Here is an 18,411-nt window from a genome sequence, read left to right as displayed (position 1 = left end):
TCATGTCCGCCTGCAGGCGCGGCTACCATGCAGGCATTCCATGACGAACGACCCTGCGTTCCCCGCGCCCGGCGCAGCGCCGATTCTGCGGCCGGGCGCGCGCTTCATGCTGGCGCATCCGGCGCACTGGATCGCGCTGGGCTTCGGCTCGGGCCTGTCGCCCAAGGCGCCCGGAACGGCCGGCACGCTGTGGGCCTGGCTGGCCTACGTGGTGCTGCAGGCCTACCTGACGCCGGCCCAGATCGGCGGGCTGATCGCCGTCTCGCTGGCGCTCGGCTGGTGGGCCTGTACGGTCTGCGCGCGCCACCTGGGCGTGGCCGATCCCGGCGCCATCGTCTGGGACGAGGTCGTGGCGTTCTGGATCGTGCTGTGGCTGCTGATGCCGGCCGGCTGGGCCCTGCAGCTGGCGGCGTTCGCGCTGTTCCGCTACTTCGACGCGGCCAAGCCCGGCCCGGTGGCCTGGGCCGACGGGCTGTTCAAGGGCTTCGGCGCGCGCGGCGGCTTCGGCATCCTGTTCGACGACCTGGTGGCGGCCGGCTGCACGCTGCTGGTGCTGGCCCTGTGGAGGTTCTGGTGGTGAACGACGCATCCCCGGACGCGCTGGTCGCGCGGCTGGCCGACACGCTGCGCGCGCGCGGCCTGATGCTGGCCACGGCCGAGAGCTGCACCGGCGGCCTGATCGCCGGCGCCTGCACCGACCTGGCCGGCTCCAGCGACTGGTTCGAGCGCGGCTTCGTGAGCTATTCCAACGCCGCGAAGACCGAGCTGCTGGGCGTGGACGCGGCGCTGATCGCGCGCCATGGCGCCGTCAGCGAGCCGGTCGCGCGCGCGATGGCCGAGGGCGCGGTGCGCCATGCGCACGCCCAGCTGGCCGTCGCCGTGACGGGCGTGGCCGGTCCCGGCGGCGGCAGCCCGGACAAGCCGGTCGGCACGGTGTGGTTCGGCTGGTGCCTGCCGGGCGGCACGCACGCCGAGGCGCGGCGCTTCGACGGCGACCGCGCGGCGGTGCGCGCGGCCACCGTGCGGCATGCGCTGGCGCGGCTGCTGGAACTACTCGGCTGAAGGACAGGACGCGGCGCGCCAGCGCGCGTCCAGCGCATCGGCCGCCAGCGGCTGCGCGGTGTCGATGCGCAGCAGGTGCGGCTGCTCGGCGGTGGCCGGCCGCGGGGCGTGTGGCAGCAGGCGTTCCAGCACGGCGGCGTCGGCCTCCGACGGATCGTCGCGGCGCTGCATGCGCGCCGTCACGCGTGTGCGCAGCAGGTCCGCCGGCGCCTCGCACCACAGCACGGCGAACGGCACGCGCTGCTGCGCCGCCAGCGCCGCGAACGCGGCGCGCTCGCCGGCCTGCAGGAAGGCGGCGTCGACGATCACCGGCCAGCCCGCCGCCAGCGCGGCGCGCGCCAGCTGCAGCAGCCGCGCATAGGTCCGTGCGGTACTCGCGCGGTCGTAGATCGTGCCGTCCGACGCCTGCAGCGGGGCCAGGCCGTGCAGCCGCTTGCGCTCGACGTCCGAGCGGATGCGGATGGCGCCGGCGGCCTGCAGCAGCTGCAGCGCTACGTGGCTCTTGCCGCTGCCCGGCAGGCCGGCCGTGATGGCCAGGCGCGCCGCCGCCGGCTGCGCCAGCGCGCAGGCCAGCGCCAGGTAGCCGGCCGCATCCGGCGTGCCGCGCGGCAGGGGGCCGAGCATGGCCACGCGGGCGCGCACCAGCGCGCGGCAGACCAGCCAGAAGCGCAGCGCCGGCAGGCCGGCGTGGTCGCCGCCGTGCGCCAGGTAACCGTCGAGCAGCCGCCAGGCCAGCGCCGGCGCGCCGTGGGCGATCAGGTCCATCAGCGCGAAGGCCAGGTCGTGCAGCACGTCGATCCAGCGCAGCGCGGGGTCGAACTCCAGCGCGTCGAAGGCCGTGGCCTCGCCGTCGTCCAGCGTCAGCAGGTTGGCCAGGTGCAGGTCGCCGTGGCCCTCGCGCACGCGGCCGCCGGCCAGCCGCTCGGCCCACAGCGGCGCCAGGCGTTCCAGCTCCGTGCCGAGCCAGCCGCGCAGCGCCTGCCAGGCGCCGGCCTGCGCGCGGCCGGACGGCGTGGCGCACCAGGCGTCCAGCGCCTCGGCCAGATCCGCCACCACGTGCCGCTGCACCGCCGCGCTGCCGTAGCCGCTGGCGGGCGCCGCCACGGCCGCCTGCGCGTGGAAGCGTGCCAGCCGCTCGGCCAGGCGGTCCACCTCGGCGGGCTGCAGCCGGCCGGCCACGATGCGCTCGCGCCAGAGCGCGCCGTCCGCAAAGCGCCGCATGCGCAGCGCCACGTCCACGACCGGCCCGCTGCCGCCCAGCGTGGGGCCGCCGGGACCGTCGTGCACGTCCACGCAGTCGCGGTACAGCTGCGGCGCGAGGCGGGCGTTCAGCCGCAGTTCCTCCTCGGCGTCGCGCCGGCGCGCGGCGAGCGTGCGCCAGTCCAGGAACGGCAGCCGCACCGGCTTCTTGAATTTCCAGGCCGTGCGGCCGTGCAGCAGGATCCAGGAGATGTGGGTCTCGATCAGTTCGGGCGGTGCGCCGCCGCCGGCCAGGCTGCGGCGCAGCGCCTCGATGCGCGCGCGTGCGTCGGCCACCGTTCGTTCGGGGTCTTGCTGCATGTCAAGGGTCGATGCGGTGCCGGGTTCTAGACTGGTTGCAACTGCATTGTGGAGGCACCATGGCCCAGACCTATTCCGAATCCGACGTCCGCCGATTGCTCGATGCGCGCGAGCGCGAACTCGACGCCGAGATCGCGGCGTCGCAGCAGCGCGAGGAGCCGGCGCCGCGCGAGGTCGGCGACATGAAGGACGGCGCCGAGCTCAACGCGCTGGCCGAGGTCGCCACGGCCGAGATGGAGCGCGACCTGGCCGAGCTGCGCGGCCTGCGCGCCGCGCGCCAGCGGCTGGACGAAGGCCGCTACGGCATCTGCGAGGATTGCGGCGAAGACATCGACGCCGCCCGCCTGCGCGCCCAGCCGTCCGCGCTGCGCTGCATCCGCTGCCAGAGCGCGGCCGAGCGGCACCAGGGCGCCCCCGGCCATTGAGGGGGGGGAGGGCGTGGATATCCATGGGCCGTGCCGGGCGGCGCGCTTGCACTAGGATGCGCGTCCCTGCTTCGGACCGAAGCGTTCACTCCCAAGGAGCCACCATGACCACCCCGCTCGACAAAGTCCTCTACACCGCCCAGACCCATACCACGGGCGGCCGCGACGGCGCCGGCAAGTCCTCCGATGGCCGGCTGGACGTGCGCCTCAGCGCGCCCGGCGGTGCCGGCACCGGCACCAACCCCGAGCAACTGTTCGCGATCGGCTACTCGGCCTGCTTCCTGGGCGCGATGAAGGCGGTCAGCGGCAACGTCGGCGTCGCCGTGCCGGCCGATGCGGCCGTCGACGCCGAGGTTGACCTCGGCCCCACCGCCAAGGGCTACGGCGTCGCCGTGCGCCTGAAGGTCACGCTGCCCGGCGTGGAGGCCGCGGCCGCCAAGACGCTGGTCGACGCCGCGCACCAGGTCTGCCCGTACTCCAACGCCACGCGCGGCAACATCCCGGTCGACATCACGATCGCCTGATCGCCTGATCGCCTGATCGCCTGATCGCCTGATCGCCTGATCGCCTGATCGCCTGATCGCCTGATCGCCTGATCGCCGGGGCCGGCGCGTGCCCGCGCGACAATCGCGCGATGCCTTCCGACCCGCTGTTCGGCGACGCGCCGCGCCACCCCTACGACCGGCTCACGCCGGACCGCGTGCTCGACGCGCTGGACGGCATCGGCCTGGTCGGCGACGGGCGCCTGCTGGCGCTCAGCTCCTACGAGAACCGCGTCTACCAGGTGCACCTGGAGCGCGCGCCCGACGGTGTGCCCGAGGTCGTCGTCGCCAAGTTCTACCGGCCGGGCCGCTGGAGCGAGGCGCAGATCCTGGAGGAGCACGCCTTCGCCGCGGAACTGGCCGCGGCCGAGGTGCCGGCCGTGGCGCCGCTGGCGATCGGCGGCCGCACGCTGCACCGCGACGCGGATTTCCAGTTCGCCGTCAGCCCGCGCCGCGGCGGCCGCGCGCCGGAGCTGGACGACTTCGAGGTGCTGGAGTGGACCGGCCGCTTCCTCGCGCGCATCCATGCGGTGGGCGCCGCGCGGCCGTTCGCGGCCCGGCCGGCGCTGGACCTGGCCGGCTTCGGCCAGGCCTCGCGCGACTGGCTGCTGCAGCACCAGATGGTGCCGCTGGACGTGCAGGCCGACTGGGCGCGCGCCTGCGACGAGGCGCTGGCCCTGGTGGCCGCGAGCCCGCTGGCCACCGTCGGCCAGCCGGACGGCATCGCCTGCCTGCGCCTGCACGGCGACTGCCATCCCGGCAACATCCTGTGGACGCCGACCGACCGCCCCGGCGGCGGCCCGCACTTCGTGGACCTGGACGACGCCCGCATGGGCCCGGCCGTGCAGGACCTGTGGATGCTGCTCTCCGGCGACCGCCGCCAGCGCACCGAGCAGCTGGGCGGCCTGCTGGACGGCTACGAGCAGTTCCGCCCGTTCGACCGGCGCGAGCTGGCGCTGATCGAGCCGCTGCGTACGCTGCGGCTGATCCACTACAGCGCCTGGCTGGCGCGCCGCTGGAGCGATCCGATCTTTCCGGCCAGCTTCCCCTGGTTCGGCAGCAGCGACTACTGGCAGGGCCAGGTCCACATGCTGGTCGAGCAGATCGAGGCGATGCAGGAGCCGCCGCTGCGCGCCTAGCGTTCCGCGGGGCGGGGCTGCCGGCGGCCGACGAGGCCGTCAGGGGCCGCCGCCCTGTTCCTCGCTGCTGGCGGCCGGCCGGTGGCGGTCGCGCGGGTCGTAGATCACCGTGCCGGTGCCCACGCCGGCGCCCACGCGCGCGCCGCCGACGCTGGTGCCCACCCCCACGCCGGCGCCGGCCGAGACCTGGCCGCGCTGGTTGACGCCCACGCCCACGCCGACCGGCCCCACGCCGGTGCCGACGCCCAGGTGCACGTCGCCGCCCGAGCTGACGCCCACGCCGAGCGACACGCCGGGCAGCACCGGTACGCTGATCCCCGCGCCCGCGGCGCAGCCGCCGAGCACTACGGTGGCGGCCAGCGCTGCAGCGGCAGCGCGCATCGGGTGGGGCAGGGTGGTCGTCATCGCGGCTTGGACCCTCAGGCGAGCAAAGCGTTCACGCGCCGCACGTAGGCGGCCGGATCGTCCGGCAGCCCGCCTTCGGCCAGCAGCGCCTGGTCGAACAGGATGTGGGCCAGGTCGTCGAAATGGTCCGAGCCCTCCAGCTTCCGGACCAGCGGGTGCCCGGCATTGACTTCCAGCACCGGCTTCACGTCCGGCGCCTGCTGGCCGGCCTGCTTCAGCATGCGGGCGAGCTGGGTGCTCATGCCGTGGTCCTGCACCACCAGGCAGGCCGGCGAATCCACCAGGCGCGTGGTCACGCGCACGTCCTCGGCCTTGTCCTTCAGCGCCTCCTTCAGCCGGGCCAGCAGCGGCTTGAAGGTCTCGGCGGCTTCCTCGGCGGCCTTCTGCTCGGCCTCGTCCTGCAGCTTGCCCAGGTCCACGGCGCCCTTGGCCACGGACTGCAGCGGCGTGCCGTCGAACTCGTGCAGGTACGACAGCGCCCACTCGTCCACCCGGTCCGTCATCAGCAGCACCTCGATGCCCTTCTTCTTGAAGACCTCGAGCTGCGGGCTGTTCTTGGCCGCGGCCAGCGTGTCGGCCGTGATGTAGTAGATGGCTTCCTGGCCTTCCTTCATGCGGCTCTTGTAGTCGGCCAGCGAGACGTTCACGGCGTCGCTGGTGGTGCTGGCGTAGCGCAGCAGCTTGGCGATGCGCTCGCGGTTCGCGAAGTCCTCGCCCAGGCCCTCCTTCAGCACCGCGCCGAACTCGGCCCAGAAGCGTGCGAACTTGTCGGACTCGTCGGCGTACTGCGCGGCGGCCTCGGCCGCCGGCGTGGGGGCGTTCTTGTCCTCCACGTCGGTCACGCCCTCGGTCGGCTCCGGCGCCGGCACGGCATCGCCCGAGCCCACGTCGATCTTGCCCTCGGCGCTCTCGGGCGCGGTCTTCTGCTTCTTGGCCAGGTCCTCCAGCATCGACAGCACGCGGCGCGTGTTGCCGTCGCGGATCGCGCGCACGTCGCGGCTTTCCTGCAGCAGCTCGCGGCTGACGTTTAGCGGCAGGTCCGACGAATCGACCACGCCCTTCACGAAGCGCAGGTAGGTCGGCAGCAGCGCCTCGGCGTCGTCCATGATGAACACGCGCTTGACGTACAGCTTCAGCCCGCCCTTCTTGTCGCGGTTCCACAGGTCGTACGGCGCCTTGGCCGGGATGTACAGCAGCTGCGTGTACTCGGTGCTGCCCTCCACGCGGTTGTGGCTGTGGGCCAGCGGCGCCTCGTGGTCGTGGCTGATCTGCTTGTAGAACTCGTCGTACTGTTCGGGCGTGACGTCCTTCTTGGGCCGCGACCACAGCGCCGTGGCCTTGTTGACGGTCTCCCACTCGTCGGTGAGGACCATCTCGCCGCCCTTGTTGTCCTCGCCTTCCTTCCACTCCTCCTTGCGCATCAGGATCGGCAGCGAGATGTGGTCGGAGTACTTGGCGATGATGGACTTGAGCTTCCAGGTGCTCAGGTATTCCTCGGCGTCGGGCCGCAGGTGCAGCGTCACGCTGGTGCCGCGCGCCGCGCGCGTGATGGCCTCGACCTCGAAGTCGCCGGTGCCACCGGACACCCAGCGCACGCCCTGCTCGGGCGGCAGGCCGGCGCGGCGCGATTCCACGGTGATCTTGTCGGCCACGATGAAGCCGGAGTAGAAGCCCACGCCGAACTGGCCGATCAGCTGCGCGTCGACCTTCTGGTCGCCCGACAGCCGGGCCATGAACTCCTTGGTGCCGCTCTTGGCGATGGTGCCCAGGTTGGCGATCGCCTCCTGCTCCGACAGGCCGATGCCGTTGTCGGCGATCGTCAGGGTCTTGGCGGCCTTGTCGAAGGAGACGCGCACCTCCAGGTTGGGCGCGTCCTCGTAGAGCTTGGCGTCGTTCAGCGCCTCGAAGCGCAGCTTGTCGCAGGCGTCCGAGGCGTTGGAGATCAGTTCGCGCAGGAAGATCTCGGGGTTGGAGTACAGCGCATGCGTGACGAGGTGCAGCAGCTGCGCCACCTCGGCCTGGAAGGACAGGGTTTGCTTGGTCATCGTCGTCTTGGTGGGAGATGGGTGCCCCGGCGCCATGCCGGAGCGGCAGGGGCGCAATTATGGGCGGCCGCACGCGTCTTCAAGCCGTGGGCGCGCGGGCCGCGAATGCGGCACTGCACCAAATTGTTACAAACTCGGGGGGCTGCTGTTACGTTTTCGGGTGTGCGCGTGCCGACAATGCCAGCCCAGGGCGCCGACGGGCGCCTTCTCCTTTCCCGTTTCCTCGACAAGAAAGCGCACACACATGGATAGCAGCATCAAGAAATGGACGGCCGAGTTCCTGGGCACGTTCTGGCTCACCTTCGGCGGCTGCGGCAGCGCCGTGCTGGCGGCGGCGTTCCCGCAGGTCGGCATCGGCCTGCTGGGCGTGTCCCTGGCGTTCGGCCTGACGGTGCTGACCGGCGCCTACGCCTTCGGCCCGATCTCGGGCGGGCACTTCAACCCGGCCGTCTCCGTCGGCCTGGCCGTGGGCGGGCGCTTCCGCTGGGCCGAGCTGCCCGGCTACGTGATCGCCCAGGTGCTCGGCGCCATCGCCGCGGCCGGCGTGCTGTACCTGATCGCCAGCGGCAAGCCCGGCTTCGAGGTCGGCGGCTTCGCCAGCAACGGCTTCGGCGAGCTCTCGCCCGGCCACTACGGCATGACCGCCGTGCTGGTCTGCGAGGTCGTGATGACCGCCATCTTTCTGCTGGTGATCCTGGGCAGTACCGCCAAGCGCGCGCAGGGCGGCTTCGCCGGCATCTCGATTGGCCTGTGCCTGACGCTGATCCACCTGGTGTCGATCCCGGTGTCCAACACCTCGGTCAACCCGGCCCGCAGCACCGGCCCGGCGCTGTTCGCCAGCACCGCCGCGACCGGCCAGCTGTGGCTGTTCTGGGTCGCGCCCATCGTCGGCGCGGTGATCGGCGCGCTGATCTACCAGGCCGTCCTGAGCGACGACTGAAGACGCAAGGCCAAGCCGGGCCGCCCGCGAGTTCCTCGCGGGCGCCGGCTGGCTATCGCCGGGGCCGCTGGGCGCGTCCGTTCAGAACCGCTCCCCCGGCGCCAGGTAGCGCCACTGCCCCGGCGGCAGCCGGCCTAGCAGCACGCGGCCCATGCGGATGCGCTTCAGGCCGACCACGCGCAGGCCGACCAGCTCGCACATGCGGCGGATCTGGCGCTTGCGCCCCTCCGTCAGCACGAAGCGCAGCTGCTCGGCGTTCTCCCATTCCACCCGGGCCGGCTTCAGCGGCCGGCCGTCCAGCGCCAGGCCGTGCCGCAGCCGCGCCAGCCCCTCGGCCGGGAACGCCGCCCGCACGTCCTGCGCCACGGCGCCGTACTGCACGCGCACCAGGTATTCCTTCTCGACCTGCGCGTCCTCGCCGATCAGCTGGCGGGCGACGCGGCCGTCCTGCGTCAGCACCAGCAGGCCCACGGAGTCGATGTCCAGTCGCCCGGCCGGGGCCAGTCCGCGCAGTTGCGCCGGCGCGAACTGCAGCGGCGCGCGGTCCTCGGCCCAGCGGCTGCGCGCGCTGACCAGCGTGACGGCGGGCAGGTGCCCGTCCTCGGCCTGGCCGCTGACGTAGCCCACCGGCTTGTGCAGCAGGATCGTGACCTGCCGCGCCTGCGCGCCCTGGGCGGCGCGTTCCACCGTGATGCGGTCGCCGCCCGCCACCTTCTGCCCGGTCGTGGCCGGCTGGCCGTTCACCCGCACCCAGCCTCGGTCGATCCAGTCGTCGGCCTCGCGGCGCGAGCACAGGCCAAGGTCGGCCATGCGCTTGTTTAGGCGCACCAGGCCGTCGGGCGAAGGCGAGGCCGCGGCCGCGGCCGCTTCGGACCGGGGGATGCGGCGGACCGCGGGCGGGGCGGGGGGCTTGGGCGGTGGCGTGTTCATGCGGGGCCGGGCGCCGCCCCGGGCGGGGCGGGCGCGCAGTCTACGCCAGCGCCGCGTCCGCGGCCGGCGGCATCACCTGCCGGTAGCCGTGCCAGGTCGCATGGCCCAGCCAGGGCACGACCACCAGCACGCCCGCGGCCCAGGGCAGCGCCAGCGCGGCCAGCGTCAGCGCCACGATCAGCAGGCCCCACAGCAGCATCACGCCGGGCCGCGACAGCACCAGCTGGAAGCTGCGCAGCCCGGCCGTGATCGCGTCGAGGCCGCGGTCCATGATCATCGGGATCGAGACCGCGCAGGTCGAATAGACCAGCGCCGCGAAGATGCCGCCGACCAGCGCGTAGACCGCCACGAACTGCCAGTTGTGCGGGTTGAACACGGCCTGCAGCACGCCGGCCGTGGTCGGCATGCCGGTGTAGAAGAACACCGCGAACACCACCAGCGAGGCCCGGCCCCACAGCAGCTCCAGCACCATCAGCACCAGCACCAGCATGCCCATGCTGGGCAGGTGGCGGTCCCAGCAGGTCAGCGAGGCCGCGAGGTCCTGCGGCAGCCCGGCGCCGCGGCGCCGGCTGATGTCGTACAGCCCCATCGCCAGGAACGGCCCGACCAGGAAGCAGCCCGAGACCATGGTCATGGTCCATTCCGGGCTGCCGCGGAACACCAGCCGCAGCACCACCGCCATGGCCCAGAAGCAGGCGCCGAAGAACAGCGACTGCGGCCAGGCCGCCCACAGGTCGCGCCAGCCGCGCGCCAGCCAGCCGAACGGCGAGGCCAGGCGCAGCGTGCCGAGCGCGAGCGAGGGCGGCGCGGCCGGCGGAACCGCGGGCGCGGCGGCCGGGGAACTGGGGTCGGTGGTCATGGCGGCAGGTTCGGAAGGCGGCCGCATCGTCACGGCGCCGCCGCCCGCCGTCAATGCGGGATCGCCCTGCGCCGGCGAATGACAAAAATGTCACTGCCGCGCGGCAAAAAAGTCCCCACTGAGCACGTGGGTGTGACAAACGACCGCTGCGGCCCGGCATCGCAGGCCGTATCCGGGTGGCATGCAAACTGCTGAAGCGATCTACATCTTTTTCTGACAACGAACCGGGGAGTGCGCGAATGAAGCGATCCATGCAGCAGGGCTTTACCTTGATCGAACTGATGATCGTGGTGGCGATCATCGGCATCCTGGCGGCGGTGGCGCTGCCGGCGTACCAGGACTACACGGCGCGGGCCAAGATCTCCGAGGCGATCCTGGCCGGGTCGGCGTGCCGCACCAGCATCACGGAGACCATTCAGTCCGGCGTTTCCGGGACGACGACGGTCGATGCGAACCAGTGGGGCTGCGAAGTGAGCTCCGGCTCGGGCACCCGCTATGTCGACAAGGTGGAGACAACCGCTTCGGGCACTGGCGCAGGCGGTGGCGTGAACGTCGTCGTGACGACGACAGGCATTGCCACGGGCGCCGATGGCACGATCCGCTTGGCTCCGTGCAGCAACGCTGCGACGTCGTTCTCCACGTGCACCCAGCCCGCGTTCGGCCAGGCCGTGAACACGTGGATCTGCGGCCCCGGAAAAACGGGTACGCCGGTTCAGGCCAAATTCCTGCCCGGTTCCTGCCGCGTTCCGGACTGAGGGTCAACAACGCCTTGATCGATATGGATCGGTCCTCCCGGCCCAGATAGGCTGGGATCCCAAAGAAAGCGACTTCGGTCGCTTTTTTTGATGGCCTCTTCCAGAACCCTGTACCTCGGCCTGTTGTTGTTCGGCCTGTCCTGGCTGGGCTACGACCACTACCGCCCCTGGGTGAACTTCCACTCGGAGGCGCTGGCCTGCGCCGGCCTGCTGCTGCTGGTGGCCAGCCGCCTGCTGGACCGTGGCGCGCTGCCCGCCTGCCCGGCCATCGCGTGCTGGCCGCTGGCTGCCGCCGCGTCGGCCTGGCTGTGGTGGGTGCTGGGCATCGGCCTGTTCGCCGGCGACGCCCTGATGGCGAGCCTGTACCTGGCCGCCCTGGCGGCCGCGCTCGCCGTCGGCATGGCCTGGGTGCGGCATCCGGCGCCGGCCGTGCGCGAGCGCGTGCTGGTTGGCTTCGCGGCGGCCGTTGCGTTCGCCGCGATCGCCTCGGCCGCGATCGGCCTGCTCCAGTGGCTGGCGCTGACCGGTCCTCTGGGCATGTACGTGGTGCAGGGCGATCCGGGCGACCGGGCCATGGGCAACCTGGGGCAGCCGAACCAGCTCGCCACCCTGCTGCTGACGGGCATGGCGGCGCTGCTGATGCTGTTCGAATGGCGCCGCGTCGGCCGTGCCGTGCTGGCGCTGGCCATCGGCTTCCTGACCCTGGTGCTGGTGCTGACGCAGTCGCGCTCGGGCATGGTCGGCGTGCTGGTGGCGGCGGTGTTCCTGGGGTGGAAGGCGCCGCAGTTCCCGCGGCTGCGGCGCGCGGCCGTGCTGGCCTGGGTCGCCGGCTTCGCGCTGGCCACGGCCGTGCAGCCGGTGGTGGCCGATGCCCTGTTGCTCGGCGGTGGCCGCGGTGCCGCATCGCTGGCGCACACGGGCGACCGGCTGTCGATCTGGTCCCAGGTCGCCGCCGGCATCGCGCAGGCGCCGTGGGCCGGCTACGGCTGGCTGCAGACGCCGACCGCGCAGGCCGCCGCGGCGGCCACCGTGCCGGGAGACCTGACCTACGGGTTCGCCCACAACGTGGTGCTGGACCTGATGGCGTGGAACGGCATCCCGCTGGGATTGCTGTGGACGGGGCTCGTCGCCTGGTGGCTGTGCGTGCGCCTGGCGCGGGCCTCGGCGCCGCTGGCCGTGGCGGCGCTGGCCGGGCTGTTGCCGCTGGCGGTGCACAGCCTGCTGGAATTTCCGTTCGCCTATGCCTATTTCCTGGTGCTGGCGGGCCTGCTGGCCGGGATCGTCGAGGCGCTGCACCCCGGCGCACGCGCGCATCCGCTGCGGCTGCGCTGGGCGTGGCCGGCCTTCGCCTGCGCGGCCGTGCTCGGCGTCGCCATCTGCCGCGAGTACCTGCTGGTCGAGGAGGATTTCCGGGTCGTGCGCTTCGAGAACATGCGCATCGGCCGCACGCCGGACGACTACCGGGTGCCGGAGATCCGGCTGCTGACGCACATGGGCGAGATGCTGGCGGCGGCCCGCATGCGCCCGGCACCGCAGATGGCCGCGCAGGACCTGGAGCGCCTGCGCAGGACGGCACTGCGCTTTCCGTTCGGCTCCCTGCACCTGCGCTACGCCGGCGCACTCGCGCTCAATGGCGACCCGGCCGGCGCCGAGCGGCAGATGCGGGTCATCGCCGGCATGTTCGGCGCGTCCTACCACGCCGCGGCGCAGGCCGAACTGCGCGCGCTGGTCGAGCGCTACGCCGCAGAGGCGCCGGGCGGCCTCCACTGACGGCTCCGGCATCATCGAAGCATGGTCGCCTGGCAATTCCGATGGTTCGTCCGCCCGCTGCTGGTGGGGCGCGAGGTGTGCTCGACCGTGCCGCCGAACGGCGCGGATGGCCGCTTATCCGGTGGCATGGCCTGACGATGGCCGCTGGCCAGTCGCTGCCGCCACCGCTGCGGGCCGCTCCGGTCCTGGTCGCCGTGCTCTGTGCGCTGCCGTGGCTGAATCCCGTGGCGTTCGGCCCGGTGCCCTCGGTGCTGCCCTGGCTAGCCAGTGCGGCCGCGGTGGCGGCGGCGTTGCTGCTGTGCCAATGGGGCGCGCCGCCGGCTGCGGCGCGCCCCGCTGTCGCGGGCGGCTGGGGTTGGTGCGTGCTGCCCGTACTGTTGCTCTGCGCCGTCGCCTTTCCCCGTGCAGCTGCGCCGCCGCCGTACGAGGCGCTGGCGCTGGCCGGTGCCCTGGCACTGGTCGGCCTCGGTGCCGCGCTGGTGCGGCGGCATCCTGCCGGCAGCCAGGTCGCCGGCCTGCCCTGGCCCTGGTGGTGCGCGCTGCTGCCCTGGCTGCTCGCCGGCCTCGCCAGCAGCGTGCTGGCCCTGCTGCAGTACTTCGGCCTGGCCGACGCGCTGGTGCCCTGGGTCAGCTGGGCGCCGCTGGGCGAGGCCTTCGCGAACCTGCGCCAGCGCAACCAGTTCGCCTCGCTGACCAGCATCGCGCTGGCCGTGCTGCTGGCCGCGTGGCTGCTGCCGGCGCGCGGCCTGCCGCGCCGCGACTGGCCGGCATGGGCCATGGCGGCCGCGCTGCTGGTGGCCGGCAACGCGGCCTCGGCCTCGCGCACCGGCCTGCTGCAGCTGCTGGTGCTGGCCGTGCTGGCGCTGCTGTGGCGGCGCGACCGGCGCGTGTGGCTGGCGCTGGGCGGGCTGTTCGGCGTCTACGCCGTGGCCGCGTTCGCGCTGCCCTGGGCCGCCGGCCTCGACCCGGCCGGCCACGGCATGTTCTCGCGCCTGCGCAGCGGCGACGCCCTGTGCGCCAGCCGCCTGACGCTGTGGCGCAACGTGCTGCAGCTGATCGCGGCGCGGCCCTGGCTGGGCTGGGGCTGGGGGGAGCTGGACTACGCGCACTACGTCACGCTGTACGACGGCCCGCGCTTCTGCGACATCCTGGACAACGCCCACAGTCTGCCGCTGCACCTGGCGGTGGAATTGGGTGTGCCGGTGGCCGTGCTGTTCTGCGGCGCCGTGCTGGTCTGGGTGCTGCGCGGCCGGCCCTGGCGCGAGACCGATCCGGTGCGGCGCACGGCCTGGATGGTGCTGGCCGTGGTCGGCGTGCACAGCCTGCTCGAATACCCGCTGTGGTACGGGCCGTTCCAGCTGGCGCTGGGGCTGTGCCTGGGCCTGCTGGCGCCGGCGCGCCCGGCTGCGCCCGGCGGTGGGAGGGCGGCGCCGGTGGCGCTGGCCGCCGCCATGCTCGGTGCCGTGGCCTATGCCGGCTGGGACTACCACCGCATCGGCCAGATCTACCTGCCGCCGGAGCTGCGCGCGCCCGCCTACCGCGCTGACACGCTGGCCAAGCTGCAGCACAGCTGGCTGTTCCGCCGCCAGGTGCTGTTCGCGGAACTCGGTGTGACCGAGTCGACGCCGCAGAACGCCGCGGCCCAGTACGCGCTGGCGACCGAGCTGCTGCATTTCTCGCCGGAGCCGCGCGTGGTCGAGCGCCTGCTGGACAGCGCGCGGCAGCTGGGGCTGGACGACGAGGTCGCGTTCCACGCGGCGCGCCTGCGGGCCGCGTTTCCCGAGGCCTATCTGGCCTGGCTGTCGGCGGCGTCGTCCGACCGGTAGTCCCCCGACTTGCCGCCACGCTTTTCCAGCAGCCGCACGCCGGTGATGGCCATGCCGCGGTCCACGGCCTTGCACATGTCGTAGATGGTCAGCAGGCCGACCTGCACGGCCGTCAGCGCTTCCATTTCCACGCCGGTGGGGCCGATGGTCTCGGCCGTCACCGTGCAGTCGACGCCGGCCACCGGGCTGCCGGGCGCCGGCAGCGCGAAGGCGACGGCCACGCGCGTCAGCGCCAGCGGGTGGCACAGCGGGATCAGCTCGCTGGTTTTCTTGGCGGCCTGGATCGCGGCGATGCGCGCCACGCCCAGCACGTCGCCCTTCTTGGCGGTGCCGCTGCGCACCAGGTCCAGCGTGGCCGGCTGCATCTCGATGCGGCCGGTGGCCACGGCCACCCGGCGCGTGGCGGGCTTGCCGGCCACGTCCACCATGTGGGCCTGGCCGTCGGTGTCGAAATGGGTCAGCGGGGGCATTGGGCGGTCGGGAGAGGGGGGATGGGCGGGCGCGCGGCTGAACCTGCCGGCGCTTCGCGCATCATAGGGGCATGTTTTCTCCGATCCTGCCGGGCGCGCGGCGCCTGCTGTCCCTGGCGCTGGCCGGCGCGCTGCTGGCGCTGCACGCCGGCCCGCCGCACGCCCAGGGCCTGCCCAGCCTGGGCGATGGCAATTCGATGACGACCGCGGCCGAGCGCCGGCTGGGCGAGCGCATCGCGCGCGAGCTGTACCGCGATCCGGACTACATCGAGGACGCGGTGCTCGAGGACTACGTGCGCAGCATCTGGCAGCCGCTGCTGGCCGCCGCCAAGGCGCGCGGCGAGCTGACCGGCGAGCTGGACGAGCGCTTCGCCTGGGAGATCCTGATGGGGCGCGACCGCAGCATCAACGCGTTCGCGCTGCCGGGCGGCTACCTGGGCCTGCACCTGGGGCTGATCGGCGCGGTGTCCACGCGCGACGAACTGGCCTCGGTGCTGGCGCACGAGCTGACCCACGTCACGCAGCGGCACATCGCGCGGCTGATGGACCAGTCCTCGCGCATCACGCCCTGGGCCATCGGCGCCATGGTGCTGGGCGCGCTGGCCGCCAGCCGCAACCCGGACGCGGCCGGCGCCATGATCATGGGCAGCCAGGCCGCGGCGGCGCAGAGCCAGCTGAACTTCTCGCGCGACATGGAGCGCGAGGCCGACCGCATCGGCTACGGCGTCATGACCCAGGCCGGCTTCGACCCGGCCGGCTTCGTGGGCATGTTCGACAAGCTGCAGCAGGCCAGCAAGCTCAACGACAACGGCGCCTTCCCGTACCTGCGCAGCCACCCGCTGACCACGGAGCGGCTGGCCGACATGCAGGCGCGCCAGGCCTTGCTGGCGCGCCGCGCGCCGCCGGCCCGTCCGGACATCGAGCAGGCGCTGATGTCGGCGCGCGCGCGCGTGCTGTCCAACCCGGGGCCGGACCGGCTGCGCGCCTGGATCGGCGAGGCCCAGTCGCTGGCGGCGTCCGCCGCGCCGGCCCAGGCCGCGCCGGTGCTGTATGCCGGCGCGCTGGCGGCCAGCCAGCTGCGCGAGCGCGCCACCGCCGATGCGCTGCTGGAGCGCCTGCGCCCGGCCGTGCAGGGCGATCCGCGCGCGCTGCGCCAGCTCCACCTGCTGGATGCGGAGCTGGCCTCGGCCGCCGGCGACGTGGCGCGCGCCCAGGCCGCGCTGGCCGCCATCCCGGCCGCGCAGGCCGGGCGGGCCGAACTGCTGCTGGGCGCGCCGCTGTGGATCCGCGAAGGCCGGGCCGCCGAGGCCGCGCAGCAGCTGCAGCTGCAGGTCGCGCGCGATCCGCGCGACGCCACGGCCTGGCGGCTGCTGGCCAGCGCCTACGCGGCGCAGGGCCAGACGCTGCGCGCGCTGCGCGCCGAGGCCGAGCAGCAGGTCGCGCGGCTGGACTACCCGGGTGCGCTGGACCGGCTGAAGGCCGCGCAGAACTACGCGCGCGGCCCGCGCCAGGGCAACGGGCCGGACGACCACATCGAGGCCTCCATCATCGACACGCGGGCGCGGCAGGTCGAAGCCATCGTCCGCGAGCAGCAGCGGGAGGAGAAGGAGGAGCGCTGACCGCGCCGGGGCCGCGCCCGCGGCCCTAGCAGTAGTCGGCGGCCAGCAGCACCGCCAGGCCCAGCACGCCGGCGAGCATGCCCGGCAGCGGACGCGGCGGTGGCTTGTGCTCGGCCGGCGGCGGCGCCAGGGGCTGCAGCTCGGTGCCGAACTTGGGCCGGCGCGCGTCCAGCAGGTGCGGCGTGCGGTGCCGGGCCGCGAGCTCGGTCTGCAGCTCGGCCAGCGGGCCCTTGGCCAGCACCTCGGTGACGCGGTGGCCGCGCTGGCGCAGCCAGGGCGAGACCTCGCCGAACAGCTTGTCCGACCAGCGCGCGCGCCAGTTCTCGCGCGCGCTGTGGCTGACCCATTTGCTGATGCGGTGGGTCATGCGCGGCGCGCAGGCGACCAGCACCCAGTGCACCGGCGGCAGCGGCGTGGCGGCGGGTCCGGCGTCGAGCACGGCACCCAGCTCCTGCCGGGCGTGGGCCGCGTCGTCGATGTACACAATGACCGTCTCCATGGCATCTCCGGGTCGGCGGATCGTGGGGTCGGCCCGGGGCTGCCGCCGCAGTCCCGGGCCCTGTTCTCTGCGTGCTCAGGCGGCCGGCTGGCCGGCGGCGCGCCGCTCGCGCAGCCAGCCCGCGGCCAGCACGCCGGCGACGACGGCCGCCGTCAGGGCCCAGCGCAGCGCGGGATTGTCGGCGAAGGTGCCGCCCAGCACCGGTTCGTTGACGATCATCTTGGCCGCCGTGAACGCCAGCACCGCCGCGCCGGCCTTGATGATGACCGGGAAGCGCTCGACCAGCTTGAGCACCATGGTGCTGCCGAACACGACGATCGGCACGCTGACCAGCAGGCCGATGACCACCAGGTCCATGGCGCCGTGCGCGGCGCCGGCCACGCCCAGCACGTTGTCCACGCCCATCAGCGCGTCGGCGACGATGATGGTCTTCATCGCGCCCCAGAAGGTGGTGGCCGCGGGGCCGTGGCTCTCGCCGCCGCCGTCCTGGTTGTCGGCCAGCAGCTTGTAGGCGATCCAGACCAGGCCCAGGCCGCCGGCCAGCATCAGGCCGGGGATCTTCAGCAGCCAGACCACGCCCACGGTCATCAGCGCGCGCACGCCGATGGCGCCGACCGTGCCCCAGATCACGGCTTTCTTCTGCAGGTTCGGGGGCAGGCTGCGCGCGGCCAGCGCGATCACGATCGCGTTGTCGCCGGCCAGCACGAGGTCGATGAGGATGATGGCCAGCAATGCCGACCACCAGGCGGTGGACATGAACTCCATGGACGAGGCTCTCCGTGTGTGGACTGGATCGAACCGGAGGCGGGCGCGGCCGGCGGCGCGCACGGCGGACGCCGCGGCAAGCACGCTTCGACCAGCACCCGTCCCGGGTGTGGATCGAAGGTCTTGCTCGGCATGTCGTTGTCCGTTGTATGCCCGGCCTGCCGGAAGCGAACGCTTCGTCATGACGGCATGGCCGATGTCTGCCGCGGCGGCGCTCCTGCTGTGGAGTGCCTCCCTGCCGCGGCGGTGGGAGCTACTCCCCTTCGCGGCGCGGATTAGAGCATCGCGGCGTGCTGCGCCGGCGCAAATCCCCGGCGGCGAAGGGACTTGACGGGCGCTATGATCCGCGCCCCATGGCCGGCATCCACATCACCGACATCGAGGCCGCCATCAACCACTGGCGCGAGCGCACGCCCTCGCCCGACGGCGTGACGCTGGGCCCGGAGCTGCGGGCCCTGGCCGAGGTCTACGCGCTGATGGTCTACTACCACGAGGACGAGGCCGACGAGGCGACGATGCCGCCCGCGGCCAGGGACGCCTGGCTGGCCTGGTACGCCACGCAGCCGGACACGCCCTGCATCGCGATCTGCTCCACCAGCCAGGGCGACGACGCCTGCAAGGGCTGCGGCCGCACGTTCGAGGAGGTCCAGCTGTGGCCCGCCATGACGCCGGCCGAGAAGCGCGCCACCTGGCGCCGCATCACGCTGCAGGGCGAGGCCTGGCGCTTCAACCGCTATGCGGAGCGGGCCGGCGAGCGCCCCGCCGCCGGCGGGGAAGAGCCCGGCGCGGCCGGCTGAATC

The 18,411-nt window shown here is 73.3% G+C and carries 19 protein-coding genes; 11 read left to right on the top strand and 8 right to left on the bottom strand.

What is annotated here, in order from left to right:
• Positions 1-40 precede the first annotated feature (40 nt).
• Both QM782_RS06460 and QM782_RS06455 read left to right on the top strand, forming a co-directional pair.
• Complete coding sequence (locus tag QM782_RS06460; RefSeq protein ID WP_415202091.1) at positions 41-580, top strand: phosphatidylglycerophosphatase A; 540 nt, start codon at positions 41-43, stop codon at positions 578-580.
• Positions 577-1,062: a CinA family protein gene (locus QM782_RS06455; RefSeq protein WP_415202090.1), complete on the top strand. Its 486-nt coding sequence runs from the start codon at positions 577-579 to the stop codon at positions 1,060-1,062. Before QM782_RS06460 ends, QM782_RS06455 begins: the two co-directional genes overlap by 4 nt.
• Here the strand turns inward: QM782_RS06455 and QM782_RS06450 are convergent.
• The gene (locus QM782_RS06450; protein ID WP_415202089.1) at positions 1,051-2,622 is read right to left on the bottom strand and encodes an AAA family ATPase; all 1,572 of its coding nucleotides are present in this window, start codon (positions 2,620-2,622) and stop codon (positions 1,051-1,053) included. The two genes, QM782_RS06455 and QM782_RS06450, sit on opposite strands and share 12 nt — an antisense overlap.
• A 59-nt stretch (positions 2,623-2,681) precedes the next feature.
• On the opposite strand from QM782_RS06450, the gene QM782_RS06445 reads away from it, so the two are divergent.
• From QM782_RS06445 to QM782_RS06435, 3 genes are all read left to right on the top strand, one after another.
• The gene (locus QM782_RS06445; protein ID WP_415202088.1) at positions 2,682-3,047 is read left to right on the top strand and encodes a TraR/DksA family transcriptional regulator; all 366 of its coding nucleotides are present in this window, start codon (positions 2,682-2,684) and stop codon (positions 3,045-3,047) included.
• 104 nt (positions 3,048-3,151) lie between these two features.
• Positions 3,152-3,571, top strand: a complete 420-nt coding sequence (locus QM782_RS06440; RefSeq protein ID WP_415202087.1) for an organic hydroperoxide resistance protein — start codon at positions 3,152-3,154, stop codon at positions 3,569-3,571.
• 110 nt (positions 3,572-3,681) lie between these two features.
• Positions 3,682-4,728, top strand: a complete 1,047-nt coding sequence (locus QM782_RS06435) for a serine/threonine protein kinase (RefSeq protein ID WP_415202086.1) — start codon at positions 3,682-3,684, stop codon at positions 4,726-4,728.
• Positions 4,729-4,767: 39 nt separating this feature from the next.
• Here QM782_RS06435 and QM782_RS06430 read toward each other — a convergent pair whose 3' ends face one another.
• Together QM782_RS06430 and htpG are read right to left on the bottom strand one after the other, a co-directional pair.
• Positions 4,768-5,133 (bottom strand): hypothetical protein, encoded by a 366-nt coding sequence (locus QM782_RS06430; protein WP_415202085.1) that lies wholly within the window; start codon positions 5,131-5,133, stop codon positions 4,768-4,770.
• A 14-nt stretch (positions 5,134-5,147) separates the two neighbouring features.
• Positions 5,148-7,178, bottom strand: coding sequence for a molecular chaperone HtpG (gene htpG, locus QM782_RS06425; RefSeq protein WP_415202084.1), 2,031 nt, complete (start codon positions 7,176-7,178; stop codon positions 5,148-5,150).
• A 244-nt stretch (positions 7,179-7,422) separates the two neighbouring features.
• On the opposite strand from htpG, the gene aqpZ reads away from it, so the two are divergent.
• Entirely contained in the window at positions 7,423-8,118 is a 696-nt protein-coding gene (gene aqpZ, locus QM782_RS06420; protein WP_415202083.1) for an aquaporin Z, read from the top strand.
• Between the two features lie 81 nt (positions 8,119-8,199).
• Here the strand turns inward: aqpZ and QM782_RS06415 are convergent, their stop codons facing one another.
• Both QM782_RS06415 and QM782_RS06410 read right to left on the bottom strand, forming a co-directional pair.
• Positions 8,200-9,048, bottom strand: a complete 849-nt coding sequence (locus QM782_RS06415; protein ID WP_415202082.1) for a pseudouridine synthase — start codon at positions 9,046-9,048, stop codon at positions 8,200-8,202.
• Between the two features lie 40 nt (positions 9,049-9,088).
• A complete protein-coding gene (locus QM782_RS06410; RefSeq protein ID WP_415202081.1) occupies positions 9,089-9,907 on the bottom strand; it encodes a DUF2189 domain-containing protein in 819 nt (272 codons plus the stop codon).
• A 239-nt stretch (positions 9,908-10,146) separates the two neighbouring features.
• On the opposite strand from QM782_RS06410, the gene QM782_RS06405 reads away from it, so the two are divergent.
• The 3 genes from QM782_RS06405 to QM782_RS06395 all read left to right on the top strand — a co-directional run bounded on the left by QM782_RS06405 (position 10,147) and on the right by QM782_RS06395 (position 14,258).
• On the top strand, positions 10,147-10,662 hold the full coding sequence (locus QM782_RS06405) for a pilin (RefSeq protein WP_415202080.1): 516 nt from the start codon (positions 10,147-10,149) through the stop codon (positions 10,660-10,662).
• 90 nt (positions 10,663-10,752) lie between these two features.
• A complete protein-coding gene (locus QM782_RS06400; protein ID WP_415202079.1) occupies positions 10,753-12,432 on the top strand; it encodes a Wzy polymerase domain-containing protein in 1,680 nt (559 codons plus the stop codon).
• A 137-nt stretch (positions 12,433-12,569) separates the two neighbouring features.
• The gene (locus tag QM782_RS06395) at positions 12,570-14,258 is read left to right on the top strand and encodes a PglL family O-oligosaccharyltransferase (RefSeq protein ID WP_415202078.1); all 1,689 of its coding nucleotides are present in this window, start codon (positions 12,570-12,572) and stop codon (positions 14,256-14,258) included.
• Here the strand turns inward: QM782_RS06395 and moaC are convergent.
• The gene (gene moaC / locus QM782_RS06390) at positions 14,219-14,728 is read right to left on the bottom strand and encodes a cyclic pyranopterin monophosphate synthase MoaC (protein ID WP_415202077.1); all 510 of its coding nucleotides are present in this window, start codon (positions 14,726-14,728) and stop codon (positions 14,219-14,221) included. The genes QM782_RS06395 and moaC overlap by 40 nt on opposite strands.
• A gap of 71 nt (positions 14,729-14,799) precedes the next feature.
• Between moaC and QM782_RS06385 the strand changes: the two genes are divergently transcribed.
• Positions 14,800-16,347: a M48 family metalloprotease gene (locus QM782_RS06385; RefSeq protein WP_415202076.1), complete on the top strand. Its 1,548-nt coding sequence runs from the start codon at positions 14,800-14,802 to the stop codon at positions 16,345-16,347.
• A 25-nt stretch (positions 16,348-16,372) separates the two neighbouring features.
• On the opposite strand, the gene QM782_RS06380 is transcribed toward QM782_RS06385, so the two are convergent.
• Positions 16,373-16,846 (bottom strand): hypothetical protein, encoded by a 474-nt coding sequence (locus QM782_RS06380; RefSeq protein ID WP_415202075.1) that lies wholly within the window; start codon positions 16,844-16,846, stop codon positions 16,373-16,375.
• Positions 16,847-16,921: 75 nt separating this feature from the next.
• Complete coding sequence (locus QM782_RS06375; RefSeq protein WP_415202074.1) at positions 16,922-17,611, bottom strand: TerC family protein; 690 nt, start codon at positions 17,609-17,611, stop codon at positions 16,922-16,924.
• 353 nt (positions 17,612-17,964) lie between these two features.
• Here QM782_RS06375 and QM782_RS06370 point away from each other — a divergent pair, with 353 nt between their 5' ends.
• Complete coding sequence (locus QM782_RS06370; RefSeq protein WP_415202073.1) at positions 17,965-18,408, top strand: DUF3717 domain-containing protein; 444 nt, start codon at positions 17,965-17,967, stop codon at positions 18,406-18,408.
• Positions 18,409-18,411 lie beyond the last annotated feature (3 nt).

It is taken from the genome of Pseudorhodoferax sp. (assembly GCF_047601025.1).
Taxonomy (GTDB): Bacteria; Pseudomonadota; Gammaproteobacteria; order Burkholderiales; family Burkholderiaceae_C; genus Pseudorhodoferax.
The sequence above is the reverse complement of the archived record's forward strand: the minus strand, read 5'-3'. Positions and strand labels throughout refer to the sequence as shown.